General features: G+C 62.2%; 14 protein-coding genes. 3 read left to right on the forward strand and 11 right to left on the reverse strand.

Annotated features, from left to right (window positions below; genetic code table 11):
- Positions 1–446: 446 nt before the first annotated feature.
- The 4 genes from O3669_RS10255 to O3669_RS10270 all read right to left on the reverse strand — a co-directional run bounded on the left by O3669_RS10255 (position 447) and on the right by O3669_RS10270 (position 3,301).
- Positions 447–1,433: a hypothetical protein gene (locus O3669_RS10255; RefSeq protein ID WP_371524686.1), complete on the reverse strand. Its 987-nt coding sequence runs from the start codon at positions 1,431–1,433 to the stop codon at positions 447–449.
- 207 nt (positions 1,434–1,640) lie between these two features.
- Entirely contained in the window at positions 1,641–2,333 is a 693-nt protein-coding gene (locus O3669_RS10260) for a hypothetical protein (protein ID WP_371524688.1), read from the reverse strand.
- Between the two features lie 311 nt (positions 2,334–2,644).
- Positions 2,645–2,914, reverse strand: a complete 270-nt coding sequence (locus O3669_RS10265) for a hypothetical protein (RefSeq protein ID WP_371524690.1) — start codon at positions 2,912–2,914, stop codon at positions 2,645–2,647.
- A 93-nt stretch (positions 2,915–3,007) separates the two neighbouring features.
- Positions 3,008–3,301: a hypothetical protein gene (locus O3669_RS10270; protein ID WP_371524692.1), complete on the reverse strand. Its 294-nt coding sequence runs from the start codon at positions 3,299–3,301 to the stop codon at positions 3,008–3,010.
- Between the two features lie 528 nt (positions 3,302–3,829).
- On the opposite strand from O3669_RS10270, the gene O3669_RS10275 reads away from it, so the two are divergent.
- From O3669_RS10275 to O3669_RS10285, 3 genes are all read left to right on the forward strand, one after another.
- A complete protein-coding gene (locus O3669_RS10275; RefSeq protein ID WP_371524694.1) occupies positions 3,830–4,678 on the forward strand; it encodes a DUF6318 family protein in 849 nt (282 codons plus the stop codon).
- A 432-nt stretch (positions 4,679–5,110) separates the two neighbouring features.
- Complete coding sequence (locus tag O3669_RS10280; RefSeq protein WP_371524696.1) at positions 5,111–5,620, forward strand: hypothetical protein; 510 nt, start codon at positions 5,111–5,113, stop codon at positions 5,618–5,620.
- A 25-nt stretch (positions 5,621–5,645) separates the two neighbouring features.
- The gene (locus tag O3669_RS10285; protein WP_371524698.1) at positions 5,646–6,377 is read left to right on the forward strand and encodes a hypothetical protein; all 732 of its coding nucleotides are present in this window, start codon (positions 5,646–5,648) and stop codon (positions 6,375–6,377) included.
- 1,207 nt (positions 6,378–7,584) lie between these two features.
- Here O3669_RS10285 and O3669_RS10290 read toward each other — a convergent pair.
- From O3669_RS10290 to O3669_RS10320, 7 genes are all read right to left on the reverse strand, one after another.
- Positions 7,585–8,538, reverse strand: a complete 954-nt coding sequence (locus O3669_RS10290; RefSeq protein ID WP_371524700.1) for an anchored repeat-type ABC transporter permease subunit — start codon at positions 8,536–8,538, stop codon at positions 7,585–7,587.
- A complete protein-coding gene (locus tag O3669_RS10295) occupies positions 8,535–9,254 on the reverse strand; it encodes an anchored repeat-type ABC transporter ATP-binding subunit (RefSeq protein ID WP_371524702.1) in 720 nt (239 codons plus the stop codon). Before O3669_RS10295 ends, O3669_RS10290 begins: the two co-directional genes overlap by 4 nt.
- Positions 9,251–10,426, reverse strand: coding sequence for a TIGR03773 family transporter-associated surface protein (locus O3669_RS10300; protein ID WP_371524704.1), 1,176 nt, complete (start codon positions 10,424–10,426; stop codon positions 9,251–9,253). Before O3669_RS10300 ends, O3669_RS10295 begins: the two co-directional genes overlap by 4 nt.
- Positions 10,427–10,734: 308 nt before the next feature.
- Complete coding sequence (locus tag O3669_RS10305) at positions 10,735–12,357, reverse strand: anchored repeat ABC transporter, substrate-binding protein (RefSeq protein WP_371524706.1); 1,623 nt, start codon at positions 12,355–12,357, stop codon at positions 10,735–10,737.
- Positions 12,358–12,455: 98 nt separating this feature from the next.
- Positions 12,456–14,525: a TIGR03773 family transporter-associated surface protein gene (locus tag O3669_RS10310; RefSeq protein WP_371524708.1), complete on the reverse strand. Its 2,070-nt coding sequence runs from the start codon at positions 14,523–14,525 to the stop codon at positions 12,456–12,458.
- Between the two features lie 990 nt (positions 14,526–15,515).
- On the reverse strand, positions 15,516–16,187 hold the full coding sequence (locus O3669_RS10315) for an NYN domain-containing protein (RefSeq protein WP_295969004.1): 672 nt from the start codon (positions 16,185–16,187) through the stop codon (positions 15,516–15,518).
- Between the two features lie 153 nt (positions 16,188–16,340).
- Positions 16,341–16,499: transposase (locus O3669_RS10320; RefSeq protein ID WP_371524710.1), on the reverse strand; the 159-nt coding region annotated here is incomplete at its 5' end.

A 16,499-nucleotide genomic window follows, 5' to 3' on the forward strand; every position in this document is an offset into this window, starting at 1 on the left:
TCTGCAAGCCGCATCTGATGAACCCGCCCGCTTCGCAGGCGTGCAGGTGCTGGGGGTTGACGAGAGCCATGTGGCATCACCAGGACCGACGCCGCCGGGGTCCACGTGAACTCACCGGCATCGTAGACCTAACACACGGGAGGTCGGGCACTGTATACAAGAACTGGCTGGCCAAGCTCGGCAAAAAATTCGGCTCCAACACCCAGATTGCATCTCTAGAGCCCTTCCAGGGATAGCAAGAACGCCATCGATAGCCAACTCCAGGAGGCAACCCCACCAACTACAGACTCCGAATACTCCTCATCACCACAGGCCTAGACGCGTCCACCCACACCCACCTGTGAAGAGCCAGAGATCTTGACTTCGCCAGCATCAACATTTGGTCTCGATCCCGGCCGTCGCCAGTCAATCCGTTCATGCAGCACACCACCACAGCTCTGAGCAACTCAGATCAGACCACTCTCACGGAGTATACGAATCTCTCGAATAGTTTCCCTGACTTCAGACTCGTAGCCATTCGTCGCGCCGATGTAGAACGCTCGCAGCCCCTTACTTCGCAACAGCTGCGTGACGAGAACTGCGGTGATACCTGCCTGCGAGAAGACGAAGAAGACCGACTCGTTGTCGCGTATCGAAGCCTTTGATAGGAAGGAATCGACGAGCTGACCGGCAACTTGATCGTAGCCATCAGCCTTGATTTGTTTGGCTTCAGACTTCTCCAAAGTCGCAACCTCATCGATCGCGACACCATGATCGAGAAGCATCTGTACACCGTCTACGCTCCCCATAAACGGGACTTGATATCGCTTTCTGATGGTCGCGTCAACGAAGATGTAGTCTTTATCTTTCTCAACACAGTAGGGAATCGATTCAATCGGAACCTGTACTACATTGAGGCGAGAGGTTTCAACCATGCTTCGGAATTCCTCGCGGGCGCGACTCAAGGCAATGATCAGTTGCAATATCGATATTCCAACAGCACCCGCAAAACACCACCAAAGCGCATATGTGCCTGCATTAATAAATTTCTGTTGCGGGGGCGTAGCCTCTGTAATGCTCAACAATGCAGCAATACATACCAGGATAACAAATTGGATGAAAAGTGTTACGAAAGCTTTGACTAGTTCTCTAGTGCTCCTAGTAAATCTACTTACACGCTTTTCAAGACTGTAAGAATGGACAATATCTTTGGCAATTTCACGCGTCAGCTGTTGCTTCACCAAATTTGATGTTTCATTTCTAAACCCGAGAGAGCCACGCTTTTGAAAAATGCGCAGATACTTGACACCCTTTACCTTGCGTCGATAACTAAACCAATTCTTAAAATCGAAACCATTCTTAATTGCCTTATAAATTTCGATCGCCAGTTTTGTGAATGTTCCGAGCGCTACGAGGAAACCAATGCCTTTCGCAGCATAATCAATCCACTCCACAACTACTCCTTCGTTAGTCGAGTCATGTCCGCATCGACAGTCTCACAGGCACTTTATCACCGGACATTACTCGAGCCGCATGGGTGTCAAACCATGAACAACCCGCAGCAAGCTGTTCAAGAGCCACATGTTTAACATTTCAACCCATCAACTTCTCGGTGCTAACACACCGGATACGCACCGACCCCACAGAAGTTCAGTCACGGGTCACTTGGCGTCCCCAGCGTCCCTCTCGAACCCAACCTGCCACAACCCCATATCGAGGAGCTTCATCTGCGGATAGATGAGGTCATCAGTCCGCATTCCGCGCCGCGCTTCCTCGAGGCGGTCGTTATGGGCCTCGTAAAAATCCGCGAGTTCGAGGAGAGATTTCTTTTGATAAGTCTTCTTTTCTAGGCCTAAATACCTCGCTCCTTCTTCGAAGAATCTGTCGTACGCGGGCACGCAGCCGAGCGTTCCCATCAGGATTTTCGTGATGAGGACCGGGGACACAGGAGTCGTAACCTCACGCCCTGCGATCTGGTCGCGGATCGGATCGAAATGGGCGGCGATCTTGTCGGACAGCTTCTTCAGCTGCTTCCAAACGTCATCGTTTCGCACATCCGCGCACGCGAGCCCAAACAGGCAGTCGTACTCGGGCTTGAGGATCTCCTCGACGATGGGCGTGTGCACCTTGTAGTCCTTCTGAAGTATGAAGCACGAGCCCCGATACATTCCCCAGCTCGCCAGGTAGAAAGCGAGGTGCAGGCTCAAATAGTCATAGTCCGGAGAAGGGTCGGTCCGCGCATCTCGAAAGACGCGATAGCAATGCTCCCACGAGCGGGAGCGCCCGTTCTCATTCGCGCGCGCGTCGTCGTAGAAGGTCTGCGCAGCACTAATCAACTCATCGATGGCTTCCATATCATCTGACCTTCCAGATAGAAATCCAGCCCGTCCACTCCAAGGGAGTGGCGGATGAACGGTTGACTAAAACGTACATCGTAGTCCGTTTGGGAATCAAGCCTATCCCGACTCTTCCGAGTTGAGTGTGAGTGACCGGGTGTTCGTCGGGGGTTGCAGGTAGAGCTCTTGGTCCTTGATGATGAGCGGACTTCCACCCATGCCGTCATCACAGAACGCGAGCAGATCCCCACAAGAGCAGGCACCAGGCATCGATACGGATTCGCATTCACAGCCGTTCGCGGATTCCGCCATCAAGTTATTTTGGCAGCCTAGTACCCCCGCGCCCACTCTCGCAGCGCCGCTTCGACGACCTCGGACGCACTGTCGTACCCCTCGTAGGTTGCGCGCAGCATCGCCGCCTCGTACACGTCCTCGTCGATGCGCACCGTGACCTCGACGACCGGCACTCGAGGAGCAACTCGCTCCACCGCGTCCGGCTGCTGCCCCAGCCTCGTTCCGATCGTCAGGCCGTTCGCCTCCGCCCACCGCCGGATTTCGGCGTTCTGTTCCGCCATGCTTGTATCGTCACGCTTCGTCATAGTCATATGTGTACACGAGGGTCGTCCATCTGTCTCACGACACACCCAGCACCCCACCCGTCGTCCGCGACCCGGGGACCGGCCACGGCCTCGTCAATCCTCGTGCGCCTCGGGCTGACACTCGACATCACGCACCCACTCGCGCACCGCGGCGCGGAGGGCTCCCGACCGTGACGTGATGCCCTCACTGGACGCGCGAGCCATCATGGCGTCGAAAATATCAACGTCAAGGCTCGTGGTTACGGCCACTCGTGGCGGGGGCACCGGATGTCGCGCCCGCTCCTCGCGTAGGAAGGCCACGAGTTCTTCAGCTTCTCCGGATTCAATGAGCCAGCGTTGGAGGTCGACCTTCATCTTCGCATCCGCTCGGTTACTGCGCTTCCTCATGGGGACAGGTATACACGGCACATGCCTAACATAATGCGCGACACAGTCACTGCGCACAGATTGACACGGATCAAGGCTTCTCCTGTCAGAGTGTTTCACGTGAAACAATTGATAACTCAAGAGCGCTCCCCCATCAAGGAACTCACTGCACGCGCACACTCCATTCCTTTATGCCGAAAACCCCGGCGCGCCACCAAATCACATCGTTTCTCACCTCATCAGCACCACTGTCCAAATAGTGGCCCACAGTTTCACCTGTATACAGTACGCAAGTCGCATGCGCCGATTGATGTTTGACAAGGTCAGGCAGGTGGCGCGTCCACCATCTGCACATCTGCGCTACCCATCACCATTACCCGAGAAAACGTGCATGATGGTTACTTTATATTCTTGATGTTTCATATCAGTTCAGGGCGTATTCTTGCGTGCTAACAGGGCGCACCTCCGATGGCGGGGGTGCGTTGGAGGCACCTACCTCATCGTGGAGGTTGATAGATCATGATGGTTCCGCCTTTGTCTGAACGTCCCGTGACCGAGGAGGACGAGGAGCAGTTCCGCCGCGAGTCGGCCCCGCGTAAGTACACGCTGTGGGAGCGGTGGAGTGATTATCGGGCTGATGTGAAGCGCAACCGGCCCAATGGAGCCAAGGCTCGTTTTCGGGCGTGGATGGACGCCGACGCCGTGGACTGGGGGATCCGCGTCGCCATCGTGTTCTTGTTCATTGGCGGATCCTACTCGCTCTACATCAACGGTGTTGCTTACGGCTGGTGGCACGCCTGGGGCGAAAAGCCCACCGTTGCTGCGACGACTACCCCCGCTGCTCGGCCTTCGCCGTCCACATCGAGCGAGCCAGCCATGTCGGGCGGCTACGAGATCGGACCCGACGGCGTTCTCGTGCGCCCAGCCGAACACGCGGCCTCCACCTACACCAAACCAGAACTACCCGAAGAAGCCAAAGAAAACACAGAAAGAGGCGCAGAACTCGCCGCCGAATACCTCCTCGATACCTTCACCTATGCATGGAACACCGGAGACACACAGCCCTTCGCAGACATCACAGAACCAGGAGAGAACTTTCGAGAGACCTACATTCAAAATATAGACAACATCTACTCTAAAGGATGGGTATACGGAAATACTTCCACGATCATAAATATCATTGCAGTTGAACCTGTCTCAGTAGAGAAATTCCATGTTGAACCCAATACCATCGGTGTGGCATTTCAGATCGAAAGCACAAATGGAATTGCATGCAGTCGACAAAAGATAACAGAAAGCACCTCCTCATATAAAGCAGAACTTACTCTATTCATGACATGGAAGAATGAGCGCTGGGTCCTCACCGAGGGAGACATTGACTATGAAACTAAGAATTAGTGCATCATTATTATATGTTACCTCTATTATCTTGATCATATCGTGTGCGAATATACAATCTGCCGTTGCAGATGACGCAAATGCACCATGCACGACTGCTAACGACAACCCTTTTGGTTTTTGCGCCGACACGACGCCTGGCGGCGTCAATGCAAATGCGTGGAAAACGCGCATAAAGAATTACCCAGCTCCGACCCCAATGTACCACCGCCAACTGTAAATGATCGGAGAGCAAAGATGACAGCTGAGGCTACCCCGGCTGCTTCATCGCAGCCCTTCAAACGTTGCGTTGAGGTTTTCGTCGGGAAGGCTGCCAACAGTCCGATTGTCTCTGATGATGCCACTGTCGTTCGGTGCGAGCTTCCCCCCGACCCTGAGGGTGGGCCAAATCAGGACCCGGGACGTGTTCCCACCACGCACGACATTCTCTACATGGCCTCCACCATCATCCACGCCGACGGGGCTGGGTTGTACAAACGGCCTGACGGCGTCTCGTACACGAATAAGTTCATTCCCTCTATTGTTGCGGTCACCAGTCCCACCCAGACCCACGTGATCAACCTGTTAGGTCACGACATCACGATCACGCTCACGGCCACGAGTTATGAGTGGAGTTGGGGTGATGGGACCCCGAACCTGGTCACCACCTCCACAGGCTCGGTGTGGCAAGACGGTATGGACCTCAACACCGACCCAAGGTTGATCCGCCACTACTACACGCCCCCGCAGGGGTGGCGTTCCATGCTCGATGGCCCATACCCCCACGAAGACCGAGAAATCACGCTGACCACCACATGGAGCGGAACAGCCACCAACCCCTTCACCGGGGAGACCCAGACCATCAACGGCCTGGTCACCACCACCGAGACCACCGGCAAGTTCCCCCTGTCCCACCTCGTCATCAACAACACCGACACCTGGGAAGAAAAACAAGGCCACTAACCCGGCCAATGAGAGAGGAAAAAACATGAGCGAAGAAAAGGAATTCGTACGGAAGCCACGCCCCTGGATCATCGCGATAATCGCCGTTGTCACGGTCATCGCAGCATCTCTGCTCGCCTTCCGCGCTTTCAATACCAGAGCAAACGCCGAGGCTGAAGCTCATCCACAATCAGCACAATCTGAGGCCCATCAATCCACCGGCAGTCAGTCTGGCGACGCACAGTCAGGAGAAACCCCATCCCCTACGCCTACACCAGCTGAGATCACCAAGCCCACTCCCCCGAACGGCCTACGCGAGGGAGGCCTAGTGGGTGCTCAAGTAACAGCGGTATGGTTCGTCGACTTGTGGGAATACGCATTTAACACAGGCGACACAGGTGATTTTATGGCCCTGTGCCAAGACGGAGACTTTTGCGACGATTTTTCTGAGGACATGCGAAGCTACCACGAAAACAGAATCGTTACAGTACCCTTAGAGATCAACATCCAACCAGATGGGAATAGCGCCTTCGGTTGCTACCTACGAACAAGCGGTATCTCAGGATTGTGTGTGCACCTCTCACTGTCTCAAAAGAGTGCTAGATTCAGTAGTATAGGACCAACCAACGATACCCGTGAATATACAACTGTGCACACAGTTGAGGCAAGCGAAACGCAAGAGGAGTACTACTCTTCAATCATCATTTTCTTAACAGAAGAAGACGATGGCTCATTTGTAGTGCGCAATATCGATTGGATCGATCCCGAACACACCTGATACCAATACTCAACTATATGAGCCGAGTCGATGCACGTAGAGAGGCAGATCAGATTTCCAGAGCATAGTGAGAGCAGAAGTACCCATCCACTAGAAAGGATACGAGAACTAGCCCGTTAACACCAGAATGTTTCACGTGAAACAATGACCGCACCAAGATCGTCATCGACGACGACACGGTCATCAATCTGAGGAACACTCCCCCACATCATCCCCACAGTTGTCCCGGTGGACACAGGCCATCGGGACAACACCACACCACGGTCAAGCCTTCGCAGCAAGCTCGTAACGCACCCAGCGGCGCTCACCCGTAGACGTCACCAGGCCTCGGGACACAAGGTCCCGCAGATCCGAGCGTGCCTCCTCAGCGGTCACACCAAAATGCTCCCTATATTCCCCGTTGCTCCAGGTACGCCCATGACGCATGTCGACCAACGCCTCCTTCTGGCGCCGATTCAAACCGGCCGCCGCCTCCAGCCCGAGACCGCCAAGCCACGTCAAGTCCCCATCCGGAATCAGCGCAGCTTTCGGAACGCACACCATCAAGGAGGCCCAGGCACGTCTATAGCACAATTCAAGTCACCCAAAGACTGGTGCCCGTCACTCGCCTCAATTCATAGAAGCTCATTCCTATCTCATAGAACCCCATTTCTATGTCATAGAAGGGCGTTTCTATGACATAGATGCCCCTTCATAGCTCATAGAAGCCCATTTTTGCGTCATAGAACCTCATAGAGAGGCATCTATGATTCATAGAATCGAGCGAGGTCTGGGACCTCGAGTCCGCAACAGGAACAGACACCAGCGCCACAAACATGTGTTTCACGTAAAACAGCCGCTTTACACTTCATTGCTCCACCACTCGCACCACAGGCAACAGAAGCAGCACCACGCACCGCTCACACAACCGCCCAAGTCCAGGTTCGAACCCGTTACCACCCTCGCATTGTTTCACGTGAAACATTCGGCACCTATGCCCACAGGCGCGCGCACCCGCAATCGCGCAACCACACACCAACCACGCACCAACGACCACCGACGACAAGCGGGGTGCCACCCCTCGGCAGCACCCCGCTCAATCACTCACGCACACCTACACCGCGCGCATTCCCTCAGAGCCGCACACCCGCAGCGCCCCACGCCCACACCCGCAGCGCCCGCAGAGACCTACCGCCGCAAAGCCCCGCGGCACCCCCGCAGACCAGCTTCACCCCCGCCTTTCGCGCAGGCTCCGCCTCTCGCGCAGGCTCCGCGCGAGGACCCCATGCCTCGGCGCGAAGACCCATGCGAGTACAAAGCACGCGGTGAGCACCAGGACGATCGTGGCGCCCGTGGGCACGTCCAGCGCCCACGAGAGGTACAGGCCCACCAGGCCCCCGGCGGCACCCAGCACGGGTGACAGGATCATCATGGTGCCCAGGCGGTCGCACAGGAGACGCGCGGTGGCCGCGGGGGTCACCAACAAAGCAAGGACCAGCACGTTGCCGATCGTCTGCACAGAAATCACGACGGCCAAAGCCACGGCGATGTACAAAGACAGGTCCGCGAGCAGCACGCGCACGCCCGCCGCCCGAGCACTCTCGCGGTCCAGGGTCACCGCAACGATGGGCCGGTGCGCCAGGAACAGCATGAGCAGCACGAACAACGCGCCGCACAGCACCACGGGCACATCCGACGCCGGAATACCGGTGATCGACCCGAACAGAAAGTCCTGCAGGCTCCCCGCGTACCCGGGCGCCCGCGCGATGATCGCGACGCCGAGCGCAAACGCACCCACGAAGAGCACGCCGATGACGGAGTCCTCCTTGAGCCGCCGGTTCTGCGCCAGCAGCGCCACGAGCACGGCGGTCACGACGCCCGCGAGCGCGCCGCCCAGCACCAGGGACCCGCCGCACACGAAGGCGATCGCCAGCCCGGGGAAGACGGAGTGCGCGACCGCATCGCCGATGAACGCCATGCCGCGCAGGACGACGTGCACGCCGACGCTGCCGCACACGAGCGCGGCGACCACCGCGATCAGCAGCGCGCGCGGCAGGAACGCGAGTGCGGGATTCGTCAGGTCGCGGAAGAAGTCGATGGGGCTCAGGAAGTCGGCCGCGGGTACGAGTCCCGCTCGGCCAGGGACGAGGCCATGGCCGACCGCGTGGATGACGGTGCTCATGCGCGCACTCCTAGGGCGTCGAGGATCGGGTTGTCGGGTCGCACGTCGAAGGCGCGGATCCACGGGTCGGCGTCGGCCAGCTCCTCGGGCCGCCCGGAGGCGACGATCGTTCGGCGCAGCAGGTAGAGCCGGTCGCAGCCGGCCCGCGCGCCGATGAGGTCGTGCGTCGTCATGAGGAGGGCCCGCCCGCCGTCCGCGAGCGCGCGGAACAGGTCCATGAGCATCTCCTGCGTGGGCATGTCGAGTCCGGTGAAGGGCTCGTCGAGGAGCAGCACGGCAGGCCGGATCGCGAGGGCCCGGGCGACGAGGACGCGCTGGCGCTGCCCGCCGGACAGCTCGCCGATGGGACGCTTGGCGAGGTCGCGCATGCCGACAAGCGAGAGTGCCTCCTCGACCGCGCGGAAGTGCGGGGTGCGTGCGCGCCCGAGCAGCCCGCGCCGCACGGTGACGGCCTGGAGGACGGCGTCGCGCACGCTGATCGGGAAGTCCCAGGCGAACTCGTGCCGCTGCGGCACATACCCGATCGCGCCGTCGGTCTCGACGCGCCCGCTGGAGGGAATCAAGCCGAGGATCGAGCGGATCAGCGTGGTCTTCCCGGCGCCGTTGGGTCCGATGAGGCCGACGAGCTCCCCGGCCCGGGCCTCCAGGTCGACGTCCTCGAGGACGCTGCGCCCACCCAGGGACGCGCCCAGTCCGGTGACGCGCAGCTGGCTCACTGCTCCCCTCCCCGATCGACGAGGCCGGGGCCGCGTTCTCCCGAGCCCTCACCCTGGGTGGGCGCGGAGTCGGACGAGGCCGGGGCCGCCTCCCCGCGTTCCTCACCCGGGGCGGTGGGTAGGGGCGCGAGGATGGAGTCGGCCTCGGCGATGGCGGCGGCCTGTTCGGCGTGGCTGCGGCGCGACCGGGCGACGACGAGGGCGCCGATGATGAGGACGGAAAGAAGCGCGACCGCGATGATCGCGATGAACGCCCAGTCGGGCAGGCCGCCCTCGGAGGAGGAAGCGGAGGCACCCGGGGTCGATGCCTCGGAGCCAGTCCCCTGGGATGCGCCACCGGAGGGCGCACTGCCGGAGGAACCGGCCCCCTGCGCGGCGGAGCCCGACGTGGCCGCAGCGGAGGAGGTGGCGGGCGCAGCCATGGCCAGGGCCTCGGACGCGGACGCGGCGTCACCGACGGCGAAGCGCAGGGTGGTGGAGGCGCTGACGGCCTCGCCGGAGGTGGTCGTGCCCAGGAAGGTCACGGTCGCCGTGTAGGTGCCGGGCGCGGAGAACGCCCAGTTGGCGTGCACGTGGGTGCCCGAGTCGATCCACACGTCGCCGGGCGCGGCGGCGGAGTCGGCGAGCAGGAGGGGCTTGCCGAAGGTGCCGGACTGGAGGAACAGCCAGGCGCGGCCGGGGCCGCTCACGGGGCCGACTCGCATGGTGAGGCCGCGGTCGATGGTGGCCGTGACGGCGGGGTCCTGCGTGTTCCAGCCGAGCCACACGACGTTCGGGTTTTGCGTCTGGGGGACGACGTACACGGGCTTTCCGGCGACGTCGGCCAGGAACGGGTAGTCGGCGGAGTCGGGCGCGGTCATGACGGCCGCGTCGCTCACCCGCAGGACGGTCTGGTTGGGATCGCGCCACACGGCGCCCCCGTCGGCGTCGTGGCGAAGGCCGGCCCGCCACTGCCCGTCAATGAGCCGGGGGCCGAGGTCGACGTGCCCGACGCTGATCTCGGTGGCCTCATTCGACCACTCCTCGTGCGCGGCGACGCTTTGCGCGAGGTCGGGGTCGGGACTCGGGTCAGCAACAGAAGAGGGGGCACCCGCGATGACGAGGAAGGCCGACACGAGAAGCGAGAGCATCGACATGCCGAGGCGCGCGGAGCGCGACAAGGCGCTGGTCATCCGTCGGCTCTGTCCCGGGGGCGGCGGCAAGGCCTGGCCGGGCTTCGAGATCGACCACTCCGAGCGAAGCTCGCGTGTGGCGATCTCACGGGCGGGCCGCCGCCCACGGGACGGCAAGAAAGCGGGCGAGAAATCGCCACTCACACGTGCGGATTTAGGCCTCCGGCTAGCCCCGGGGGCGGCGGCAGGGCCTGGCCGGGCTTCGAGATCGACCACTCCGAGCGAAGCTCGCGTGTGGCGATCTCGTGGGCGGGCCGCCGCCCACGGGGCGAAGAGTCGGCGGCCGGAAGTGGAGCAGGAATGAGTGTTCATGGCATCTCCTTGCCGCCCAGGCAGCGTGCCAGTGAGCGGGCGTTGTGTTCCATCATGTCGATGTAGGTGGGTGCTTGGTCGTCGAGGGTGTCGCCGTACAGGGGGCAGATGTCCACGCCCGCGTCGGTGGCGGCGGTGCGCAGGGTGGAGCGCGTGCGCGCCAGGTTGGGTTCGAGGAACACCGCGGGGATCGAGGAGTCGGACAGGGTGGCCTGGAGTTTGATCCGGTCGGCGATGGAGGGTTCGACGCTGGGGTTGGGCGCCACGAAGCCGGCGACGGTGAGCCCGTAGGCGTTCGCCAGGTACGCGTACGCGTCGTTGGTGGTGACGAGTTTGCGGCGTTCTTTCGGGATGGTCGCGATGGTCGAGGCGACGGTGGCGTCGAGCTCGTCGAGGCGCGTCAGGTAGGCGGCCGCGTTGGCCCGGTAGGTGGCCTCGCCGTCGGGGTCGACGGAGATCAGCGAGTCGCGGATGACGCGCACGTACGCTTGGGCGTTGTGGACGTCGTGCCACAGGTGGGGGTCGATGTCGCCGTGGACGTGCTTGCCGAGGACGGCCTGCGGGAGCATGTACACGTTCGCGCCGGGCTCGCCGATGAAGCGGAACGAGGCCTCGCCGGGGATCGTCGTGAGCGTACGGGTGGGCACTTCGATGACGACCTGGTCGAGGTCTGTGCATTCCATGGTGGAGGCGACAACCGCCCCGGCGCTGGATGCGCCGACGCAGGGGGCCGAGGCCTCGTCCCCACTGAGTGCTCCGGCGTCGGAGGCGAGTTCGACGCGCTTGGTGGTGAGGTTGACGGTGATGTCGGCGTGGCCGGCGGACAGGACGCGGCGGCCCTCACTGGCGGCGATCTCCTCGGGCGGGGTGCCGACGGCGAAGACGGCGGTGCCTTCCCCGACGCCCACCGGCGTGGCGCCGGGGGTGGTGCGCAGGTTGGCGCGGAAGTGGACGCGGTAGACGCCGGGGGCGGTGAACGCCCAGCTCATGTGCTGGTGGGCGTCGGCGGGCAGTTGCGCGGTGTCGGTGTCGTATCCGCCTGCGGCGTTGAAGCCGTCCGAGGTCGCGAAGGCGATTTCGGGCTGCCCGAACGACGTGGTGAGGTAGGCGGCGGCCTGGCCGGGCCCGTCGACGCCGGTTGTCGTCAGGTCGATCTGCGAGGCGCGGGTGGCTCCCATGTCGGCGCCGTCGCCCCACACGCGCATGCCGAGCCACGGGGTGTCAAGCGCCCGGTCTTCGACGAGGGGGAGGATGGTTGCGCCGTTCTTGGCGGCCTCTTCGGCGACGGAGACGGAGCGCGAGCCGGCGGGCAGGTTGGAGTCGAGGGCGCGGATGAGGGCGTGCTCCTCGAGCATGAGGTAGTTGGAGAAGGCGACGTCCGCGTAGGCCACGTCGCGCACGGTGCGCAGGGAGGGCTCCCACGAGTGCGGGTCCGCCCCGTTGGGCACCATCTGCGTGACGTGGACGCGGTTGCCGGCGACGTTGCGCACGAGGTCGGCGAGGATGCCGGTCGTGGCGACGACGCGCAGTTCACCATCGCTCGCGGGGTCGGGCGCGGGCGCGCACCCGGCGACGCCGACGGATAGGGCGAGGCAGCCGGCGACGGCCACGCCCCTCATAATCGCAAACGATGCGTCAGTGCTCCCACACCCACTCCCCCGCCACCCACGAGAGGGGCGGCGGGGGATGAAGGAGAGGGGGCCTCGTGAATGAGTGCTCACGAATCCGCACGCTCCGCTCGGCGGCGGCCGATCGCGCCCACCCACACGCAGGCCGCGCCGGTCAGCGCCCACGTGAGTGAGACGACGGCTAGTGGGATGGTGTCGGCGCCGGTGGTGGCCAGCGAGAGGTCGCAGTCCTTGCCGGAGGCGGTGCGCCCGACGACCTGGGAGATCATGGGGCGACCGCTGGGGCCGGTCGCGCCGGTCGCGGTGAGTTCGCCGCCGCTGCCGAAGCCGGAGCCGGTCAGGGCAGCGCCCGCGGGGGTCACGCGCATGGAGATGGTGAGTGTGTAGGTGCCGGGCGCGGTGAACACCCAGTTCTGGTGGGCGTGGGTGTTGGCGCCGAGCGTGTAGCTGGAGCCGGGGCCGTCGAAGACGTGCTCGCCGACGCCGGAGCCCAGGGACCCGGCGTTGAAGACTGCGACGCGGCCGGGGCCTTCGACGGCGTCGAGGGTGAACTGGACGCCTCCGGTGGTGCCGGTGACGATTTCTTCGCGCTGGGAGTTCAGGCCCAGCCACGGCACGCCCGCGATCTGGGTGGAGGGGATGAGCCAGACGCTGGAGCCGGGGGTGGCGACGAAGCCGAGGTCGGCGGGCGCGGTGATGCGCGCGGCGTCACCGAGGGCGAAGGTCAGGGACGAGGGGTCGACCCACTGGGCGGGCTGGCTGCGGTCGTCCTTGACGCGGGCGACGAGGGTGCCGTTTTCGATGGCGGGGCCCAAGTCGAAGTGCCCGTCGGTCGCGTTGCCGGAGGCGCCCTCGCCGACGCTCACGGTCAGCGTGGTGCGCGCGGTGTTCGCGGGCGCACTGTTCGAGGCCAGGGTGGCGGACTCGGCCTCGGTGGCCTCGCGGGTGACGCGGGTGGCGACGCAGCGCTCGCCCGTGGGGGTCGTGGTGGTGCGCGCTCCCCCGGTGCTACCCGATCCCCCGGTGCTGCCCGATCCCCCGGTGCTTCCCGTGCCCGAGGTCTGGGCTGGGCCGGTCGTTGTCGGCGCGGCGGGCGCGGGGGCGGGGAGGGCGGAGCCAGGCGCGGCGTTATCGCCGGGCTGGCCGGCTCCCTGCCCGGAGCCGCCCTGCTGGGCGGTGTCGTTTCCGGGTCCGACGCCGGGGGCGGGCGCGTCGTTGGCACCGGGGGCGCCGGGGGCGGCGGAGGCCTCGGCGAGGCACGAGGCTTCATCGGCGACGTCGATCGTGTAGGTGCGGGCGGGGGCGACGGCGTTGGCTTCGCCGGTGTTTCCGGGGGTCCAGGCGCTGGCTTGGACGGTCAGCGTGTAGCGCCCGGCGCGGGTGAAGAGCCAGTTGACGTGCTTGTGGGCGGCGTAGGGCTGGTCGATGTCGTCGCCCTCAGGTGCCAGGTCGTAGCTGCCACCGGCGGTGACTGCTTTCAATCCTTCTGCGAAGCTGGAGGTGAAGGCGTAGATGTGCCCGTCGGCCGGCCCAGAGTAGGTGATGTGGAAGCGCGCGGCGTCGTATCCGCCGGCGGCGACGCCGAGGGTGTCCCACCCTGGCCACAGCACGGTTGCCTGGTTGTCGCCGGATTGGCCCAGGAGGTACGCGGCGGCGGGCGCGCCGGTTGCCTGGCTGATGTCGGCGGGGATCTGAGTGAGGGTGCCCTTGGAGACGGCGAGGAGCGTCTGCTCGGGCTCGCGCAGCACGCCGGAGCCGGTGGCGTCCTCTTTAATACGGAGGGTCAGAGTGCCGGCCGCGTCGGAGGTGAGGTCGAAGATGTCGGCGTGGCCGCGGTCCAGGGTGGCCGTGGTGCCGGCGGGCGGGGTGCGCATGGCGTCGCAGGTGGTCACTTCCCCACTTGCCGAGGCTGTGGCCGCGTCGGCTTCGAGGGTGGCGGCCGCGTCGTTGGTAGTTTCGTCGGCGGAACGCGCGACCGCATGTGTGACGTCGGCTGCTGCCTCGGTCGCGGCCGTTTCGGTGGCCGAGTCGAGTTCCGTATTCGCCTCGTCGGCGGCATGGGCTCCTGCTGGCGCGAGGAAGGAGGCAGCCGCGAGGCTCATCGCGGCGAAGGCCCGGGCAGCTGCGCGGCCCGGGCTCCTGTGTTTCGTGGGGTTCATGGAGGGAGTCCTCTAGGTGAATAGCACGTAGTGAATGAGAATCGTTATCATTCTATTCCTGTTACGCCTCCCTCGCTCTCTCAGCACTGCACACCGTTAGCACCCGCCAGGTTTCCGAGCGTCGATCCTCCGCACGCCGGGTCGCGGCATGCCGGGTCTCCGCATGCCGGGTCGCCGCACACCGGATCACCGAGCATCAACGATACAGTTCCCCGAAAATGTCGCACGTAATTCCCTCCCCCATATTTCAAACTTTGAAACCACATCGTTGAAATTCTGCGGTTTTCAGACTGTTCAAAACTTGTCGGACAACCGAATTACGTGCAACTTTTGGAGAGTGAACAAATAGGTCAGATTCCTGAGCGCTCTGCACCATGTTGTCCCACAACGTACCCACACCCGCCCACATGTACTCCCAGAGAGCACGACACCCAACACACCCCGAATTGTGAGCGCTGATTTACGATGTAGTGAAATCTGTTCAGACAGCCACTTTTCTTTGCGATTGCTTGGTTTCGGCTGCGATGCAGCTGACAGCCTGCACGGTTGAATACTCAAATTTCGAGGGATAGACTATAACCATTAAGCACCTGACACAGCTGCCAAGCTCGCCGGGCGCTTTTCTTGTTTGAACACGCAGGGTCGCGCCGACGCCACCCGCGTTGGCACGCTCCACGTACGAGAATCGCCGGGCGAACCCCGGCCTCGTCAAACAGGGACACACCATCAAATACGATCCCACGAGGAGCCCACACATGTTCTCTACCATCGACGTCATGGTTGCCCAGGCACACATCGATCAGCTCAACGAGCTCGCCGACACCAAGCACATCGTGAAGGCCGACCGCCACTGAGCACCTCCCGGCTCCGCCGGAGTAAGCCACAAGCCGCAGACCCGCATGGGCTGCGGACTTTTTGCATGCCGTCTCAACCGCGCTTGAGACAGCAACTCGCAATGTACCAAATCCAAGAAGAAGGATGTTCGCGTAGTTATTTCGAAGGGCGCCTTGCGCTCGATTTGATACCGTCAACATGCTCGTTCAGGCTTGTGGATACCTTGTGCCACATTGGATCAAGTACGAAATCGATACCACGTCTCCGAGCATACTTTGCGGCGGGTACGAAGTCAGAGTCACCAGAGATGAGGATGATCTGCGTGACGAGATCACGTTCGGCCAACGAAGCAATATCGAGACCAATACGCATATCGACTCCCTTCTGCGTGATGGTGAGTCGAATATCGCGATCGGTCAAGCTCTCGACGGTCCTTCTACCCGCACACAGATCCTTCAGTACTCCGGGCCGCAGCGTGTATTCACCGCCGCTTGATAGCTCTTCGCCTCTTCGCAAGGCAACCTTGCGCTTCTTCACCAATGCATCGAAGAATGCGCTCATCCATCGATACTGGTCACTCTGGGCAAGGTTCACCTGGCGCTTCGTGATGGGGTTGAAAACCACTTTCGTTGATGGCGGGCAGTCGTAGTAGAAGATCCGGTAGAGGCTTGCCTCTTCAGCACTCCCCTTGTTGAGGTGGCGTATGCAGTATGAAAATAGCTCATCTGCACGTTCCTCGGGGGTCTTGTCACCAAACAGTTTCTTTGCCTGAAGGCGGTAGAACCCACCATCGACAAGGATCGCTGTACGTTCGGAAAAACTGGCCACGTTGCTGCTCCTCAATAGATTAAAAGCCAGTCATCGGCGTCTCCATATCAGCGGAGGGTCAACGGCTGGCTTTGCTACTGGCATCGTAACACTTCGCGCGGCATATGTCACCGTCTTTCCTGTGGTGTCACAGGGATAACAGACTCTTCGCATTTAAGGGTGTAGGAGGTGTTGGAATCCCCCGGAGTGGAGGAGGCAGCGTAGGCGGTAGTTTCGGTGGTTGATGAATCCTTGGGCGATGCCGCGGAGGTGTTCGAGGCGTCCGTTGATGGCTTCGGTGGGGCCGTTGCTGGTGTGGGGGTGGTCGAAGTA

The sequence above is a fragment of the Pauljensenia sp. 20925_1_34 genome (assembly GCF_041432775.1).
Classification (GTDB): Bacteria; Actinomycetota; Actinomycetes; order Actinomycetales; family Actinomycetaceae; genus Pauljensenia.

What these genes read in the sequence shown, in the direction of transcription:
- O3669_RS10260 (WP_371524688.1), bottom strand. Translation starts at nt 2,333, where the DNA reads ATGGAAGCCATCGATGAGTTGATTAGTGCTGCGCAGACCTTCTACGAC.
- O3669_RS10265 (WP_371524690.1), bottom strand. Translation starts at nt 2,914, where the DNA reads ATGACGAAGCGTGACGATACAAGCATGGCGGAACAGAACGCCGAAATC.
- O3669_RS10270 (WP_371524692.1), bottom strand. Translation starts at nt 3,301, where the DNA reads ATGAGGAAGCGCAGTAACCGAGCGGATGCGAAGATGAAGGTCGACCTC.
- O3669_RS10280 (WP_371524696.1), top strand. Translation starts at nt 5,111, where the DNA reads ATGGCCTCCACCATCATCCACGCCGACGGGGCTGGGTTGTACAAACGG.
- O3669_RS10285 (WP_371524698.1), top strand. Translation starts at nt 5,646, where the DNA reads ATGAGCGAAGAAAAGGAATTCGTACGGAAGCCACGCCCCTGGATCATC.
- O3669_RS10290 (WP_371524700.1), bottom strand. Translation starts at nt 8,538, where the DNA reads ATGAGCACCGTCATCCACGCGGTCGGCCATGGCCTCGTCCCTGGCCGA.
- O3669_RS10300 (WP_371524704.1), bottom strand. Translation starts at nt 10,426, where the DNA reads ATGACCAGCGCCTTGTCGCGCTCCGCGCGCCTCGGCATGTCGATGCTC.
- O3669_RS10305 (WP_371524706.1), bottom strand. Translation starts at nt 12,357, where the DNA reads ATGAGGGGCGTGGCCGTCGCCGGCTGCCTCGCCCTATCCGTCGGCGTC.
- O3669_RS10310 (WP_371524708.1), bottom strand. Translation starts at nt 14,525, where the DNA reads ATGAACCCCACGAAACACAGGAGCCCGGGCCGCGCAGCTGCCCGGGCC.